At 64.6% G+C, this 13,946-nt stretch carries 13 protein-coding genes and 1 tRNA gene; 8 read left to right on the top strand and 6 right to left on the bottom strand.

What is annotated here, in order from left to right; translation table 11 throughout:
- Nucleotides 1-26 precede the first annotated feature (26 nt).
- Both FJ490_RS20880 and FJ490_RS20885 read right to left on the bottom strand, forming a co-directional pair.
- Complete coding sequence (locus tag FJ490_RS20880; protein ID WP_140556896.1) at nucleotides 27-608, bottom strand: DUF1349 domain-containing protein; 582 nt, start codon at nucleotides 606-608, stop codon at nucleotides 27-29.
- 57 nt (nucleotides 609-665) lie between these two features.
- The gene (locus FJ490_RS20885) at nucleotides 666-2,105 is read right to left on the bottom strand and encodes an aldehyde dehydrogenase family protein (protein WP_140556897.1); all 1,440 of its coding nucleotides are present in this window, start codon (nucleotides 2,103-2,105) and stop codon (nucleotides 666-668) included.
- Nucleotides 2,106-2,370: 265 nt separating this feature from the next.
- Here FJ490_RS20885 and FJ490_RS20890 point away from each other — a divergent pair, with 265 nt between their 5' ends.
- The 5 genes from FJ490_RS20890 (at nucleotide 2,371) to FJ490_RS20910 (ending at nucleotide 8,103) form a co-directional block, all read left to right on the top strand.
- Nucleotides 2,371-3,030, top strand: a complete 660-nt coding sequence (locus FJ490_RS20890; protein ID WP_181165292.1) for a TetR/AcrR family transcriptional regulator — start codon at nucleotides 2,371-2,373, stop codon at nucleotides 3,028-3,030.
- Nucleotides 3,031-3,124: 94 nt separating this feature from the next.
- Nucleotides 3,125-4,378 (top strand): sarcosine oxidase subunit beta family protein, encoded by a 1,254-nt coding sequence (locus FJ490_RS20895; RefSeq protein ID WP_140624908.1) that lies wholly within the window; start codon nucleotides 3,125-3,127, stop codon nucleotides 4,376-4,378.
- Between the two features lie 71 nt (nucleotides 4,379-4,449).
- Nucleotides 4,450-4,716, top strand: a complete 267-nt coding sequence (locus FJ490_RS20900; RefSeq protein WP_140564976.1) for a sarcosine oxidase subunit delta family protein — start codon at nucleotides 4,450-4,452, stop codon at nucleotides 4,714-4,716.
- Complete coding sequence (locus tag FJ490_RS20905; protein WP_140728815.1) at nucleotides 4,713-7,592, top strand: sarcosine oxidase subunit alpha family protein; 2,880 nt, start codon at nucleotides 4,713-4,715, stop codon at nucleotides 7,590-7,592. The genes FJ490_RS20900 and FJ490_RS20905 overlap by 4 nt, the downstream gene beginning before the upstream one ends.
- Nucleotides 7,585-8,103 (top strand): hypothetical protein, encoded by a 519-nt coding sequence (locus FJ490_RS20910; protein ID WP_140523503.1) that lies wholly within the window; start codon nucleotides 7,585-7,587, stop codon nucleotides 8,101-8,103. Before FJ490_RS20905 ends, FJ490_RS20910 begins: the two co-directional genes overlap by 8 nt.
- Here the strand turns inward: FJ490_RS20910 and FJ490_RS20915 are convergent.
- The 4 genes from FJ490_RS20915 to FJ490_RS20925 all read right to left on the bottom strand — a co-directional run bounded on the left by FJ490_RS20915 (nucleotide 8,093) and on the right by FJ490_RS20925 (nucleotide 9,466).
- Nucleotides 8,093-8,578 carry a hypothetical protein gene (locus FJ490_RS20915; protein WP_140523500.1) on the bottom strand — a complete coding sequence of 162 codons (486 nt, stop codon included), beginning with the start codon at nucleotides 8,576-8,578 and terminating at the stop codon, nucleotides 8,093-8,095. The two genes, FJ490_RS20910 and FJ490_RS20915, sit on opposite strands and share 11 nt — an antisense overlap.
- A 37-nt stretch (nucleotides 8,579-8,615) precedes the next feature.
- A complete protein-coding gene (locus tag FJ490_RS32760) occupies nucleotides 8,616-8,771 on the bottom strand; it encodes a hypothetical protein (RefSeq protein ID WP_181165293.1) in 156 nt (51 codons plus the stop codon).
- Nucleotides 8,772-8,827: 56 nt separating this feature from the next.
- Nucleotides 8,828-8,903: transfer RNA gene (locus FJ490_RS20920), tRNA-Ala, on the bottom strand.
- A 173-nt stretch (nucleotides 8,904-9,076) separates the two neighbouring features.
- Complete coding sequence (locus FJ490_RS20925) at nucleotides 9,077-9,466, bottom strand: TIGR02300 family protein (protein ID WP_140497238.1); 390 nt, start codon at nucleotides 9,464-9,466, stop codon at nucleotides 9,077-9,079.
- 207 nt (nucleotides 9,467-9,673) lie between these two features.
- On the opposite strand from FJ490_RS20925, the gene aroA reads away from it, so the two are divergent.
- The 3 genes from aroA to rpsA all read left to right on the top strand — a co-directional run bounded on the left by aroA (nucleotide 9,674) and on the right by rpsA (nucleotide 13,849).
- A complete protein-coding gene (gene aroA / locus FJ490_RS20930; RefSeq protein WP_140556906.1) occupies nucleotides 9,674-11,032 on the top strand; it encodes a 3-phosphoshikimate 1-carboxyvinyltransferase in 1,359 nt (452 codons plus the stop codon).
- A 263-nt stretch (nucleotides 11,033-11,295) separates the two neighbouring features.
- Nucleotides 11,296-11,946, top strand: coding sequence for a (d)CMP kinase (gene cmk / locus FJ490_RS20935; protein ID WP_140512881.1), 651 nt, complete (start codon nucleotides 11,296-11,298; stop codon nucleotides 11,944-11,946).
- 205 nt (nucleotides 11,947-12,151) lie between these two features.
- The gene (gene rpsA, locus FJ490_RS20940) at nucleotides 12,152-13,849 is read left to right on the top strand and encodes a 30S ribosomal protein S1 (RefSeq protein ID WP_140497246.1); all 1,698 of its coding nucleotides are present in this window, start codon (nucleotides 12,152-12,154) and stop codon (nucleotides 13,847-13,849) included.
- The last annotated feature ends 97 nt before the right edge of the window (nucleotides 13,850-13,946 follow it).

Genomic DNA, 13,946 nt, shown 5'->3' on the forward strand with positions numbered 1-13,946 from the left:
GTGTCCCGTCGGCGTTGGCGCGGGCTTCAGCCGTGCAGGTCCCGCGAAATCGGCGGGCCGACCGAAAAGCCGGTGAAGGTGACCTCGAAGCCTTCGCGCTGCGGCGAACAGCACATCATGCCGACATCGACCGCCTTCGAGACCGGGAAGTAGGCGAGCCGCACCGGCTTCCAGTGACCGTCGGAGACATCCAGGTACTGGACGCGGATGGTCTCGGCATGGCGGGTCAACCGGATCGCAACGCCATCCGGACCGGCCGGAATGGTGGCCAACGACCAGTCCGAGGCATCGTTGGTGACGACGACCGAAAAATACATGACGCCGTCGGTGTATTCGATGCCGGCCTTGATCCAATGCGTTTCGCTGAGGCGGAGCATCAGCCCCGCCTGGTCGTAGAGCACCTCATAGCGTCCGTTGACGGTGACTTCCGCGGTGAAATCGCCCTCTACGCGCTTGTAGAGGAAATGGCCGTTGTCGCGCCAGAAACCGTAAAAGGTCTCGCGCCAGAAGTCCGTCTCCTTGCCGGTGCGCACATGAACCGCATCGCCGTCGATGGAATGATGCGGCGGCGGATTGAGCCAGGTCAGATCCTTGTCTTGAACTGTCATCGCCTTGTCTCTTGGTGCACGCGAAGGCTTCGCCGGCCCGGTCAGCCGGCGCCCCGATCAGCCTGCAAACGTGTAGGCGGTCTTCACGGTGGTGTAGAATTCCATGGCGTATCGGCCCTGTTCGCGCGGACCGTAGCTCGAGCCCTTGCGGCCACCGAAGGGAACATGGAAATCGACACCCGCCGTCGGCAGGTTGACCATCACCATGCCGGCCTCCGAATTGCGCTTGAAATGCGTGGCGTGCTTGAGGCTGGACGTGCAGATGCCGGACGTCAGCCCGAATGGCGTATCGTTGGCGACGGCGAGCGCCTCGTCGTAGTCCTTGACGCGGATGACGCTGGCAACAGGCCCGAAAATCTCCTCGCGCGAGCTGCGCATGGCGTTGGTGGCATCGGTCAGCAGCGCCGGCCGCAGGAAGAAGCCCGGCGTCTTGCGGTCGAGCCGCTCGCCGCCGAAGGCGAGCGTGGCGCCTTCCCTGACGCCGATGGCGATATAGTCTTCGTCCTGCTTGAGCTGCGTCGCATCGACAACGGGACCGATCTGGGTCTGCGCGTCGAGCGCATCTCCGACGACCAGTTTGTCCATCCGTTCCTTGAGCGCTTCGACGAAACGGTCATGAATGCCGTTCGTCACGATCAGCCGGGACGAAGCCGTGCAGCGCTGGCCGGTCGAGAAGAAAGCGCCGTTGATCGCGCAATCGACAGCCGTAGCGAGGTCGGCATCATCGAGCACCACCAGCGGGTTCTTGCCGCCCATTTCGAGCTGGAACTTGCGCATGTGCTCGACACTCGCCGCGGCGACGCGCTTGCCGGTGCCAACCGAGCCGGTGAAGGTGATGGCGTTGATGTCCGGGCTGTCAAGCATCGCCTGGCCGACCACCGAGCCCTTGCCCATGACGAGGTTGAGCACGCCCTTGGGCAGGCCGGCACGGTGCAGTATGTCGACGATGGTCCAGGCGCTCTCGGGAACGAGATCCGCCGGCTTGAAGACGATGGTGTTGCCGTGGGCAAGCGCCGGAGCGATCTTCCAGGCGGGAATGGCGATCGGGAAGTTCCAGGGGGTGATGATGCCAACCACGCCGACCGCTTCGCGCGTGATCTCGACACCGACGCCCGGCCGCACGCTAGGCACGACTTCGCCCGAGAGGCGCAGTGTCTCACCGGCGAAGAAATCGAAGATCTGGGCGGCTCGAATGGTCTCGCCAATGCCTTCGGCCAGCGTCTTGCCTTCCTCGCGCGCAAGGTTGCGGCCGATCTCGTCCTTGCGCGCCAGGATCTCGTCCGACGTCTTCTTCAGCACCGCGTGACGGACCAGCAGACCCGAGCGCGACCAGGCGGGAAAGGCCGCTTTGGCCGCGGCGATCGCCTGTGCCGCATGTTCGACACCTGCGGAAGCGTATTCGCCGACGATGTCGCCGGTATCGGACGGGTTGATGTTGCGGGAGCCGGCATCGCCGACCCACTCGCCGTCGATGAGGTTCTGTCGAAGCGGTGCCATGTCGTGTCTTTCCTGCTGGTTCGCCGCGCGGCGGCATCTGTGTGATTGTATTTGCCAGACAATTGCGCTGCGGGAAAGCACGCTTTGCGCGGACGGCCGCGACAAAGTCTCTCGGTTCGCGGCCCCGCGCGACCTGCTGCCCGCGTCGCATCGTCCTTGGCCCAACAGGTTCGGCGACACATCGTTCCAATCACCGCGAAACGGGTCTGTACATGTATGTCCATAGTCTTGATTTGCCCGGGGCGGCGTGTCATGCGTCGTGCCGATGGAAGCCACCGACACGACAACCCAGCGCGCCGGCGCCACCGGCAACATCAAGGTCACCCGGGAAGACTGGCTCAAGCTCGCGCTTGAAACGTTGATTTCGGACGGCGTCGAAAGCGTCCGTGTGCAGACGCTCGGCCAGAAGCTCGATGTGTCGCGTTCCAGTTTCTATTGGTACTTCAAGAGCCGCCAGGACCTGCTCGACCAACTGCTGGATTATTGGCGGCAGACCAATACAAGGTTCATCGTCGAACGCGCCGCGCGGCCTTCCGCGACCGTCATCCGCGGGGTGATGAGCATCTTCGAGTGCTGGGTGGACGAGAAGCTGTTCGATCCGCAGCTGGATTTCGCGATCAGGGCGTGGGCCCGGCGATCGCCCGCCATCAGGCGGGCTCTCGACGAGGCCGACGAGGAGCGCGTCGACGCCATTCGCGACATGTTCAGGCGCCACGGCTATGACGAGGAAGACGCCTTCGTGCGCGCCCGCGTGCTCTATTTCATGCAGATCGGCTACTACTCGCTCGAGCTCGACGAACCGATGAGCAGCCGCCTGCCGCACGTCGCGTCTTATCTGCGCAGCTTCACCGGCCAGGAGCCCACGGCGCAGGATGTCGAGGATTTTTCACGCTATGTCGAGGAAACGCTTTCGCGCAGCCGTTAGCAACAGCCGCCGCTTTCACACCGCGGCAAGAACTAGACATACATGTACAATGGCGTTACGCCTCAGTCATTGAACCAACCTCTTCAAGCACGCCATGACCAGACGCTATTCCGCTTTGTCGCTCTTGAGGGAAGGCCTCGCCGGCCAGACCGGCTGGGAGCCGGCCTGGCGCTCGCCCGAGCCGAAGCCGTCCTACGACGCGATCGTCATCGGCGGCGGCGGTCACGGGCTGGCGACGGCCTATTACCTGGCAAAGAATCACGGCATCGCCAGAGTAGCGGTTTTGGAAAAGGGCTGGATCGGCGGCGGCAATACCGGCCGCAACACGACCGTGGTGCGCTCCAACTATTACTATCCGCAGAGCGTCGAGCTCTATGGGCTGGCGCACCGGCTCTATGAGGGACTGTCGAAGGACCTCAACTACAACGTCATGCTGTCGCAGCGCGGCATGGTCAGCCTGTGCCACTCGACCGCCGAAATGGAGATCGGGGCACGCACAGTCAATGCCATGCAGATCAACGGCATCGATGCGGAGCTGTTTTCGCCCCAGGATGTGCGCCGGGTGGCGCCGATCTACAATTTCACGGCCAATGCGCGCTTTCCCGTGTTCGGCGGCATCTGGCAAAGCCGGGCCGGCACCGCGCGCCACGACGCGGTCGCCTGGGGTTATGCACGGGCCGCGAGCCGACTCGGCGTCGACATCATCCAGAACTGCGAAATCACCGACTTCATCGTCGAGGGCGGGCGCTGCCGCGGCGTCCAGACGACGCGTGGCGCCATCCGCGCGGACCGCATCGGCATGGCCGTGGCAGGACATTCCTCGGTGCTGGCGGCCAAGGCCGGCTTTCGGCTGCCGATCAATTCCTATGCGCTGCAGGCCTGCGTAACCGAACCGGTCAAGCCGATCCTCGACACGGTGGTGCTGTCGCCCGGCACGGGCGTCTATGTCAGCCAATCCGACAAGGGCGAGATCGTCATCGGCGGCGGGCTCGACCGCACTCCCTCCTATGCCCAGCGCGGTAACCTGCCGACGCTGGAGGGGGTGATCGCGGGGCTGTTGGAAATGTTCCCGATCTTCGGCCAGTTGAAGCTGATGCGGCAATGGGCCGGGATCGTCGACGTCGTGCCCGACTCCTCGCCGATCATCGGTCAATCGCCACTGCCCAATCTGTTCCTCAATTGCGGCTGGGGCACGGGCGGCTTCAAGGCGATCCCCGCCGGCGGCACGCTTCTGGCGAACCTTTTGGCAACGGGCGGGCACAACGACATCAGCCGCCCCTTCGATCTCGACCGCTTCGCCAGCGGGCGGCTGATCGACGAAGCGGCTGGTTCCGGCATCGCGCATTGATGCATGTCGCGCAAAAGCGCCGAGCGGCCTTAGGGCAACGACATGCATAAAGACGAAGACTGAGGTTTGCCATGCAGCTTTTCCCTTGCCCGTTCTGCGGCCCGCGCGACGAGACCGAATTCCACTATGGCGGCGATGCCGGCAATGTCAGGCCTGATGGCGCCGAGGTGCCGATCGAGCATTGGGCCAACTATCTCTATCTGCGCTCCAACCCGAAAGGCGCGGCGCGCGAGATATGGGTGCATATGAACTGCGGCGAATTCTTCGTCATGGAGCGGGACACGGTTACGCACAAGGTGCTGTCTTCGGCTGCCCTGGGCTGGGAGCACGCGGCGTGACCGCCTCGCGCCTTAGCACGGGTGGCAGCGCCATCGACCGCTCGCGCCCGATCCGCTTCAGCTTCGACGGCGCCACCGTGCAGGGATTCACAGGCGACACCATCGCCTCCGCGCTGCTGGCCGCCGATGTCGCGGTCGTCGGCCGCAGCTTCAAATACCACCGGCCGCGCGGCATCTGGGGCGCGGGCGTCGAAGAGCCGAACGCGCTGGTGGATATCAGCGGCCCGCAGACGACGCCGAACACGCGCGCGACGACCGAGCCGGCGCGCGACGGGCTGGTCGCCAAAAGCGTCAACGCGACACCCAATGCGCTGGCCGACCGCAACGCCTTCCTCGACCGCTTTTCCCGCTTCATTCCGGCCGCCTTCTACTACAAGACCTTCATGTGGCCGGACTGGCACATGTTCGAGCCACGCATTCGCGCCATGGCGGGACTGGGTCAGGTAGACAAGGACTGGACGTCGCCCGGCCCGGCCGACCAGATCAACCACCATTGCGACGTGCTGGTGATCGGCGCCGGACCGGCCGGGCTGGCAGCGGCAAGGCTGGCGGCCGGCGCAGGCCGGTCCGTCATGCTGGTCGACGACCAGCAAAAGCCCGGCGGATCGCTCGGTCACCGAGCTGGCGAGATCGACGGCAAACCGGCCGCCATCTGGGTCGAGGAGACTGTTGCGGGGCTTTCCGCCGGCGGTCACCTGGTCCTGCCTTCGACCACCGCATTCGGTATCTACGACCATAATCTGGTCGGGCTCAACCAACGCCATTTCGACGGCCGGCCGGACACGCTGTGGCGGGTCAGGCCGCGCCGGATCGTGCTGGCGACGGGCGCCATCGAGCGGCCCCTGCCATTCGCCAACAATGACCTGCCGGGCATTCTCTCGGCGGACGCAGCGCTCAGCTATCTCAGGCGCCATGCGGTGCTGGCCGGCCGCCATATCGTCGTCGCCGCAAACAATGACAGCGCCTGTGAAGTGGCGGAGGCGGCCGCCGAGGCTGGCGCCGACGTCACGCTTGTCGACATCAGGCGCGACGGTATGCCCGCCGCGCCCGCCAAGGTGCGGATGCTCAAGGGCCGCGCGCTCACCGCCGCGGCCGGCAAGCTGCGCGTCGAGGGTGTGATGCTGGACGACGGCACCAGGCTCGACGCCGATTGCGTGCTGGTGTCGGGCGGCTGGACACCGACCATCCATCTCTTCGGCCAGGCCAAGGGCAATCTCGCCTGGAGCGAGGCGCACGCGGCCTTCCTGCCGGGCGATCCGGTCGAGGGCATAGCGGTGGCCGGAGCTGCCGCCGGCGCGGTTTCCTTGTCGGAGGTATTCGCCGGTTCGCTGAAAGCCGTCGCGTCGCTCGGTTCGACGAAGGCAGCAGTGCCGCGCAGCAGCGGAACGGAGGCGACCAGCGGGATAGTAGCGGCATGGCCAACGCCGGGTTCGAAGGGACGCATCTGGATCGATTACCAGAACGACGTGACGGTGAAGGACATAGAGCTGGCGGCGCGCGAAAATTTCGTCTCGGTCGAACATCTGAAGCGCTACACGACGCTCGGCATGGCGACCGACCAGGGCAAGACCTCCAACCTGCCGGGCCTGGCGCTGATGGCCGGGATCACCGGCCGCACGGTGCCGGAAGTCGGCACCACGACCTATCGTCCGCCGTTCACGCCGGTTCCGCTGGCGAGCTTCGCCGGCGCGCGCAGCGGCGAACTGATGGCGCCGGTGCGGCGGCTGCCGCTGGAGAGCGTGCATCGTGCCAGCGGCGCCGTGTTCCAGGAGTATGGCGGCTGGCTGCGCCCGGCCTATTATGGGGGCGGCGATGCGGATCGCACGATCCAGGACGAGGCCCGTCGCGCCCGCCAGTCCGTCGCATTGTTCGATGGCTCGACGCTGGGCAAGATCGAGGTGATCGGACCCAAGGCGGCCGCGTTCGTCGATTTCGTCTATTACAACACGATGTCGACGCTGAAGCCGGGCCGCTGCCGCTACGGCTTCATGTTGTCCGAGAATGGCGTGGTCTTCGATGACGGCGTGCTGGTGCGGCTAGACGAGCATCGCTTCGTCGTGTCGTGCTCGTCCTCGCACGTGGCCGCCGTGCATGCGCGGCTGGAGGAGTGGCGCCAGGACCGGTTCGGGCGCGGCGCGGTCTACATCCACAACGCCACCGCGGAAATGGCGACCCTGACCGTTTCGGGACCGAACGCCCGGAAACTGCTCGAGACGGTTGATCTCGGCCTTTCGCTCGAGGATGGCGAGCTGCCGCACATGGCGGTCGGCCAGGGCAGCTATGACGGCGACGAGGTGCGCATCACCCGCGTCAGCTTCACCGGCGACAGAAGCTACGAGATCTCCATCCGGGCCGATCGCGCGGAGTCCTTGTGGGCGCGCCTGCGCGACGCCGGGCAGGCGTTCGATGCGGTTGTCATCGGCCTCGAGGCGCTGATGATCCTGCGCGCCGAGAAAGGCTTCATCGTGATCGGCAAGGACACCGACGGCACCACGCTGCCGCACGACCTCGGCGTCGAGGGCCCGCGGGCAAAGCGCCAGACCGAATTCGTCGGCCGCCGCTCGCTGTTCACCGAAGAGGCTTCGCGCGGCGACCGCATGCAGCTGGTCGGGCTGGCGGTCCCGTCCGGCGAAGCGCCGCTGCCAACTGGCGCGCATGGCATCAAACGCAGCGGCGGCAAGCTGCGCAGCCAGGGCTTTGTCACATCGAGCTACCGGAGCCCTACGCTTGGCCGGCCGGTTGCGCTCGGCCTGATCGAGCGCGGTGCGGCCCGCCACGGCGAAACGATCGAAATCCAACATCTCGGCAAGGCGATGACGGCGACGATCGCCGCTCCTTGCGCCTTCGACCCGGCAGGAGACCGGTTCAATGCGTGATCTCGCCCAAAAATGGCCGGTAGCGCCGGACTGGCAGTCGGCAACCATCGGTGCACCGGGTCTCGAGGCGCGCACGATCCCCGGCCTTCACCAATTGCTGGTCAGCGGCGATCTCGACGCCTGGGCGCGGATATCCGGCATGGACGGCAACGGCGTGGGCGCCTTTGGCAGCGCGCAAGGTGACCGCTATGCGGCGCGTCTGGCGCGCGACCGCCTGCTCGTCGTGTCGAGCACACCGCTCGCCATCGCCGCGGGTTGGCACGCGGAAGGTTTCGCGGTGACGGCGATCAGCGCTGGACTTCATGTGTTCGAGGTCAAAGGCTCGGCCATCGACGCTTTCATCGCGCGCGGATCAACGCTCGACCCAAACAAGGAAAGCGCCAGTGCCGCACTTTCCTTCGCCGGCGTCAGTGCCATCGTCTACCGCCACCGGGACAGGCTGCGCATCCATGTCGATCGCGGCCTGGCATCCTACCTGTGGACGTGGATGGAAACGGCTCTCAGAGCGTGAACGACCAGAACAGGCAGGCCAGCGTGGCCGCCGCGAAGACGACGAAAAACAGACTGCGCAAGAGCACGTTGCGGCGAAGCTCGTTCATGACGAAGTGGCAACCGACGATAGCCGCCGCAAACAGGAACCGCCAGTTCAGCAGCGCCCATAGGGCGTCGCGCTGGCTGAATGCCCATCTGGCGACGAGACAGCCTACGATGGAGGCAAGGAGCACGATCACGGTCCAGAAGATGGCATCGGCTGCATGGGTGAGCACGATGCTGGCGGCTCTGATCGGCAGGATCATCATCAGCAGCGCGCTGAAGAAATAGACGGCGGCGAGTGGTATGAACATCCCGGCATCGGCAATGCCGTCGAGGCGCCTGACGCCGATCGCACCGTAGGGGTAGCCGTGCCTGGCCACCACCAGGCTCAAGGCCATGAGCAGCGCTGTCAGCACCGCGACCAGGGCGAAGGACGTGAGGGCTTTGCTCATGACGGTCCCGTTCAAAGCGAATCAAACAGGAACCGTTTTAGTCAATGGCCGCATATTGCGTAAGCACCGGCGCGCCCGACGGCAGCGAAATCGGCAGGCAGCCCAGCATCAGTGGAGCGGGCGGCCAGAACGAAACCGCCGCGTCGACCGCCTGACCGGCGCGCTTCAGGCTGCGGCGGGCAGCGATGTCCAACAATTCCGAAGCTGAATCCGGTTTCTACAACCCCGAAATTTGGAAAAGTGACTGTTTGGTGGAGCCAATCGGAATCGAACCGACGACCTCTTGAATGCCATTCAAGCGCTCTCCCAACTGAGCTATGGCCCCACTTCCGGCAGTCAACCGGCGCCGTTTCCGGCGAAGAGATCCGGCGCGGGTTGGAGACCGCGCCGTTAGTGCAGGCGGCTTCTAACCCCGCCCTTCGTCAATATCAAGCCTTCATCAGCGGCTTTTTCTTCACAAGCTGCGAAAGCCGGCAAACGCTTGCGTTCCCGGCCTTGTCAGACCTCGTCGTCGTCGTCGCCGACGCCGATCATGTCGGCGACATCGTCGTCCTCTTCCTCTTCGTCGGCGAGGAACGTATCGTCCTCGTCGTCGCCCAGGTCGACATCATCCTCGTCGTCGCCGAGATCGGGCAGATCGTCGCCCTTGACGTCTTCGTCAGCCTCTTCGAGCGAGACGACTTCAACGCCCTCCTCGTCCTCGGCGTCCACTTCCTTCTCGGCCACTTCCTCTTCCTCCTCGAGGGCGGCGATCTTGCCTTCCTCGAAATAGGAACGCGGATAGGTCTTGCCGGTATAGGGCGAGACGATCGGGTCCTTGTTCAGGTCGTAGAATTTTCGACCCGTTTCAGGGTCGATACGCTTTGTGCCAAGTTCGGTTTTTGCCACGGCAAGCCTCGTCGATAAAAGAGTGGTCCCCTTAACCACTGTTTGCAGCGCTGTCAAAGCCAAAAGCCGGCGTCACAAAACCATGCGTTGAAAGGCCTAGCATCAAGTGACGACCATGGGGGATGACCATTTCGGCCCACCGTGATACGAGACCGCCGCAACAAATGAAAAGCGCCGGCCCGCCGGCATTCCGTCCAGGGAAATTCCATGTCTCACGCCGCCGCTTCCAAGCCGGCCACCGCCCGCAAATGTCAAGCGCTTTCCGGTACGGCGCGCGTGCCGGGCGACAAGTCGATCTCGCACCGCTCCTTCATGTTCGGCGGGCTCGCCTCCGGCGAGACCCGCATCACCGGCCTGCTCGAAGGCGAGGACGTGATGCGCACCGGCGCCGCCATGAAGGCGATGGGCGCACATATCGAGAAGCGCGGCGACGAATGGGTGATCCGCGGCACCGGCAACGGCGCGCTGCTGCAGCCGGAAGGGCCGCTCGACTTCGGCAACGCCGGTACCGGCTCGCGGCTGACCATGGGGCTGGTCGGCACATATGACATGGAAACGACCTTCATCGGCGATGCTTCCTTGTCAGGCCGGCCGATGGGCCGCGTGCTGGAGCCGCTGCGCCAGATGGGCGTGCAGGTGCTGAAGGCAACGCCCGGCGACCGCATGCCGATCACGCTGCATGGACCAAAGCATGCCGCCCCGATCACCTATCGCGTGCCGATGGCCTCCGCGCAGGTGAAATCGGCGGTGCTTCTCGCCGGCCTCAACACGCCGGGCATCACCACCGTCATCGAGCCTGTCATGACGCGCGACCACACCGAAAAGATGCTGAAAGGCTTTGGCGCCAATTTGTCGGTCGAGACCGACGAGCGCGGCGTGCGCCATATCTTCATCGAGGGCCAGGGCAAGCTCACCGGCCAGACGATCGCTGTGCCGGGCGACCCATCCTCGGCCGGCTTCCCGCTGGTGGCCGCGCTGATCGTGCCGGGTTCCGAGATCGTGATCGAAAACGTGCTGATGAACCCGACCCGCACCGGGTTGCTTTTGACTTTGCAGGAGATGGGCGGGCAGATCGAGATCTTGAACCCGCGTAACGCCGGCGGTGAGGATGTCGCGGACCTGCGCGTGCATTACTCCGAACTCAAGGGCGTCACCGTGCCGGCCGAACGGGCGCCGTCGATGATCGACGAATATCCGGTGCTGGCGGTTGCCGCCAGCTTCGCCGAGGGCGAGACGCTGATGCAGGGGCTGGAGGAACTCAGGGTAAAGGAATCCGACCGGCTGTCGGCGGTAGCCAATGGGCTCAAGCTCAACGGCGTCGACTGCACAGAGGGTGAGGCATCGCTCGCGGTGCGCGGAAAGCCCGGCGGCAAGGGGCTCGGCGGCCACCCCAATGGCCCGGACACGACCGTGCAGACCCATCTCGACCACCGCATCGCCATGAGCTTCCTGATCATGGGGCTGGCGACCGAGAAGCCGGTGACCATCGACGACGCCAACATGATCGCGACAAGTTTCCCGGAGTTCATGAGCCTGATGACAGGGCTGGGCGCGGAGATTGGGTGAGAGTTGATGGGTTGGGGCCAAACTGAAATGCCGGCAGGACAGCGCCCCCCTCTGTCCTGCCGGACATCTCCCCCACAAGGGGGGAGATCAGCCGTCATAGCGGCCTTCGCAAATCGCCCGCGTTGCAGAAGTGAGCGAGGCGTCGGAACTGCCAATCTCCCCCCTTGTGGGGGAGATGTCCGGCAGGACAGAGGGGGGCGCGACGGATCGCAAGCTCTCTCCGGACCGCTACGCTGTTCGGTTTCAGGTATGCTGGCCTGCCAATGACACACGTCTTCACCATCGCCATCGACGGTCCGGCCGGAGCCGGCAAGGGCACCCTCGCCCGGCGTCTGGCCGATCACTACCGACTGAACCTGCTCGACACCGGCCTCACCTACCGTGCCGTCGCCCATGCCTTGCTGCGGCTTGGCTTGCCGCTCGACAATGTCTCGGCGGCCGAGACGGCCGCGCGCCAAGTCGACCTGGCGAAGCTCGACCGGGCCGTCTTGTCGGCGCATGCTGTTGGCGAAGCGGCTTCGAAGGTCGCGGTGTTTCCAACGGTGCGGCGCATCCTGGTGGAGAAACAGCGCGAGTTTGCCAAATCCCCTCCGGGTGCCGTGCTCGACGGTCGCGACATCGGCACCGTGGTGTGCCCCGATGCCGACATCAAACTCTATGTGACCGCGAGCGCCGAGGTGCGGGCAAGGCGCCGGCTGGCGGAGATCGAGAGCATCGGCGGCACGGCTGATTTCACCGAAATCCTCGCCGATATCCGGCGCCGCGACGAGCGTGACATGGGCCGCGCCGACTCGCCCTTGAAGCCTGCCCCCGACGCGCACTTGCTTGATACCAGCGAAATGGCTATAGAAGCCGCGTTTCTCGCGGCCAGAACTGTCATCGACGACGTGCTGTCCAAGGGAAACAAGGCCTGATCCGGGTTTTCCCTCGAGTTTCCGTTGCTGGAGGCAAAGGAAATACCCATATCGGGCACGAACCAGCCTGCCAGCATTCTTCATGCGCCGGACTTGCCGCCTTAAGCGGCCAAGGGCTCTTTGCCCGGAACGCCGGCAGGCCAACGCAACGCTAACCCACGGCGCACGCTCCGCTAAAAAGATGCGGGGCATTCCAGGAGAAACAATGTCTGTAGCAAATCCCTCTCGCGATGATTTCGCGAGCATGCTCGAAGAATCATTCACCGCCGGCCATTCCGGCGAGGGCCAGGTTGTCCGGGGCACGATCACCGCGATCGAAAAGGACATGGCCATCATCGACGTCGGCCTCAAGGTCGAAGGCCGCGTGCCGCTGAAGGAATTCGGCGCCAAGGGCAAAGAATCCACCCTCAAGGTCGGCGACACGGTCGAAGTCTATGTCGAGCGTATCGAGAACGCGCTTGGCGAAGCCATGCTGTCGCGCGAGAAGGCTCGCCGCGAAGAGAGCTGGGTGCGTCTCGAAGAGAAGTTCACCAAGGGTGAGCGCGTCGAAGGCGTCATCTTCAACCAGGTCAAGGGTGGCTTTACCGTCGACCTCGACGGCGCCGTGGCGTTCCTGCCGCGCAGCCAGGTCGACATCCGCCCGATCCGCGACGTCTCGCCGCTGATGCACAACCCGCAGCCTTTCGAGATCCTCAAGATGGATCGCCGCCGCGGCAACATCGTGGTGTCGCGCCGCACCGTGCTCGAGGAGAGCCGCGCCGAACAGCGTTCGGAAATCGTGCAGAACCTCGAAGAGGGACAGGTTGTCGAAGGCGTGGTCAAGAACATCACCGACTACGGTGCGTTCGTCGACCTCGGCGGCATCGACGGCCTGCTGCATGTCACCGACATGGCATGGCGCCGCGTCAACCATCCGACCGAGATCCTCAACATCGGCCAGACGGTCAAGGTGCAGATCATCCGCATCAACCAGGAAACGCATCGTATCTCGCTCGGCATGAAGCAGCTCGAGAGCGATCCGTGGTCGGAGATCGGCACCAAGTTCCCGATCGGCAAGAAGATCAAAGGCACCGTCACCAACATCACCGACTACGGCGCGTTCGTCGAGCTGGAGCCGGGCATCGAAGGCCTTATCCACGTTTCGGAAATGTCGTGGACCAAGAAGAACGTGCATCCCGGCAAGATCCTGTCGACGACGCAGGAAGTCGATGTCGTGGTGCTCGAAGTCGATCCGGCCAAGCGCCGCATCTCGCTCGGTCTCAAGCAGACGCTGGAGAACCCGTGGGAGGCTTTCGCTCGCAGCCATCCGGTCGGCAGCCAGGTCGAGGGCGAGGTCAAGAACAAGACCGAGTTCGGCCTGTTCATCGGCCTGGAAGGCGACGTGGACGGCATGGTGCACCTTTCCGACCTCGACTGGACCCGTCCGGGCGAGCAGGTGATAGAGGAGTACAATCGCGGCGACATGGTCAAGGCGCAGGTGCTCGACGTCGACATCGAGAAGGAGCGCATCTCGCTCGGCATCAAGCAGCTGGCCCGCGACACGGTTGGCGAAGCGGCGACTTCAGGCGAACTGCGCAAGAACGCCGTCGTCACCTGTGAGGTCATCGGCGTCAAGGATGGCGGTCTGGAAGTGCGGCTGGTGGAAAGCGGCATCGAGACCTTCATCAAGCGCTCCGACCTTTCCCGTGACCGCGACGAGCAGCGCCCCGAGCGCTTCACCGTCGGCCAGAAGGTCGACGCCCGCGTCATCGCCTTCGACAAGAAGACCCGCAAGCTGCAGGTCTCGATCAAGGCGCTGGAAATCGCCGAGGAGAAGGAAGCGGTCGCCCAGTACGGCTCGACCGACTCCGGCGCCTCGCTGGGCGACATCCTGGGCGCCGCGCTGAAGAAGCAGGGCAGCTAATCGCCCTTTCGCACACGCCCGAAACAAAACCCCGCCGGAGCGATCCGGCGGGGTTTTTCTTTGTCGGAAACTCGGACGCAGCCCGAGGGTCGTCAGA

It is taken from the genome of Mesorhizobium sp. B2-5-11 (assembly GCF_006440835.1).
GTDB lineage: Bacteria > Pseudomonadota > Alphaproteobacteria > Rhizobiales > Rhizobiaceae > Mesorhizobium.

What these genes read in the sequence shown, in the direction of transcription:
- rpsA (WP_140497246.1), top strand. Translation starts at nt 12,152, where the DNA reads ATGTCTGTAGCAAATCCCTCTCGCGATGATTTCGCGAGCATGCTCGAA.
- FJ490_RS20885 (WP_140556897.1), bottom strand. Translation starts at nt 2,105, where the DNA reads ATGGCACCGCTTCGACAGAACCTCATCGACGGCGAGTGGGTCGGCGAT.
- cmk (WP_140512881.1), top strand. Translation starts at nt 11,296, where the DNA reads ATGACACACGTCTTCACCATCGCCATCGACGGTCCGGCCGGAGCCGGC.
- FJ490_RS20890 (WP_181165292.1), top strand. Translation starts at nt 2,371, where the DNA reads ATGGAAGCCACCGACACGACAACCCAGCGCGCCGGCGCCACCGGCAAC.
- FJ490_RS20910 (WP_140523503.1), top strand. Translation starts at nt 7,585, where the DNA reads ATGCGTGATCTCGCCCAAAAATGGCCGGTAGCGCCGGACTGGCAGTCG.
- FJ490_RS20880 (WP_140556896.1), bottom strand. Translation starts at nt 608, where the DNA reads ATGACAGTTCAAGACAAGGATCTGACCTGGCTCAATCCGCCGCCGCAT.
- aroA (WP_140556906.1), top strand. Translation starts at nt 9,674, where the DNA reads ATGTCTCACGCCGCCGCTTCCAAGCCGGCCACCGCCCGCAAATGTCAA.
- FJ490_RS20915 (WP_140523500.1), bottom strand. Translation starts at nt 8,578, where the DNA reads ATGAGCAAAGCCCTCACGTCCTTCGCCCTGGTCGCGGTGCTGACAGCG.
- FJ490_RS20895 (WP_140624908.1), top strand. Translation starts at nt 3,125, where the DNA reads ATGACCAGACGCTATTCCGCTTTGTCGCTCTTGAGGGAAGGCCTCGCC.
- FJ490_RS20900 (WP_140564976.1), top strand. Translation starts at nt 4,450, where the DNA reads ATGCAGCTTTTCCCTTGCCCGTTCTGCGGCCCGCGCGACGAGACCGAA.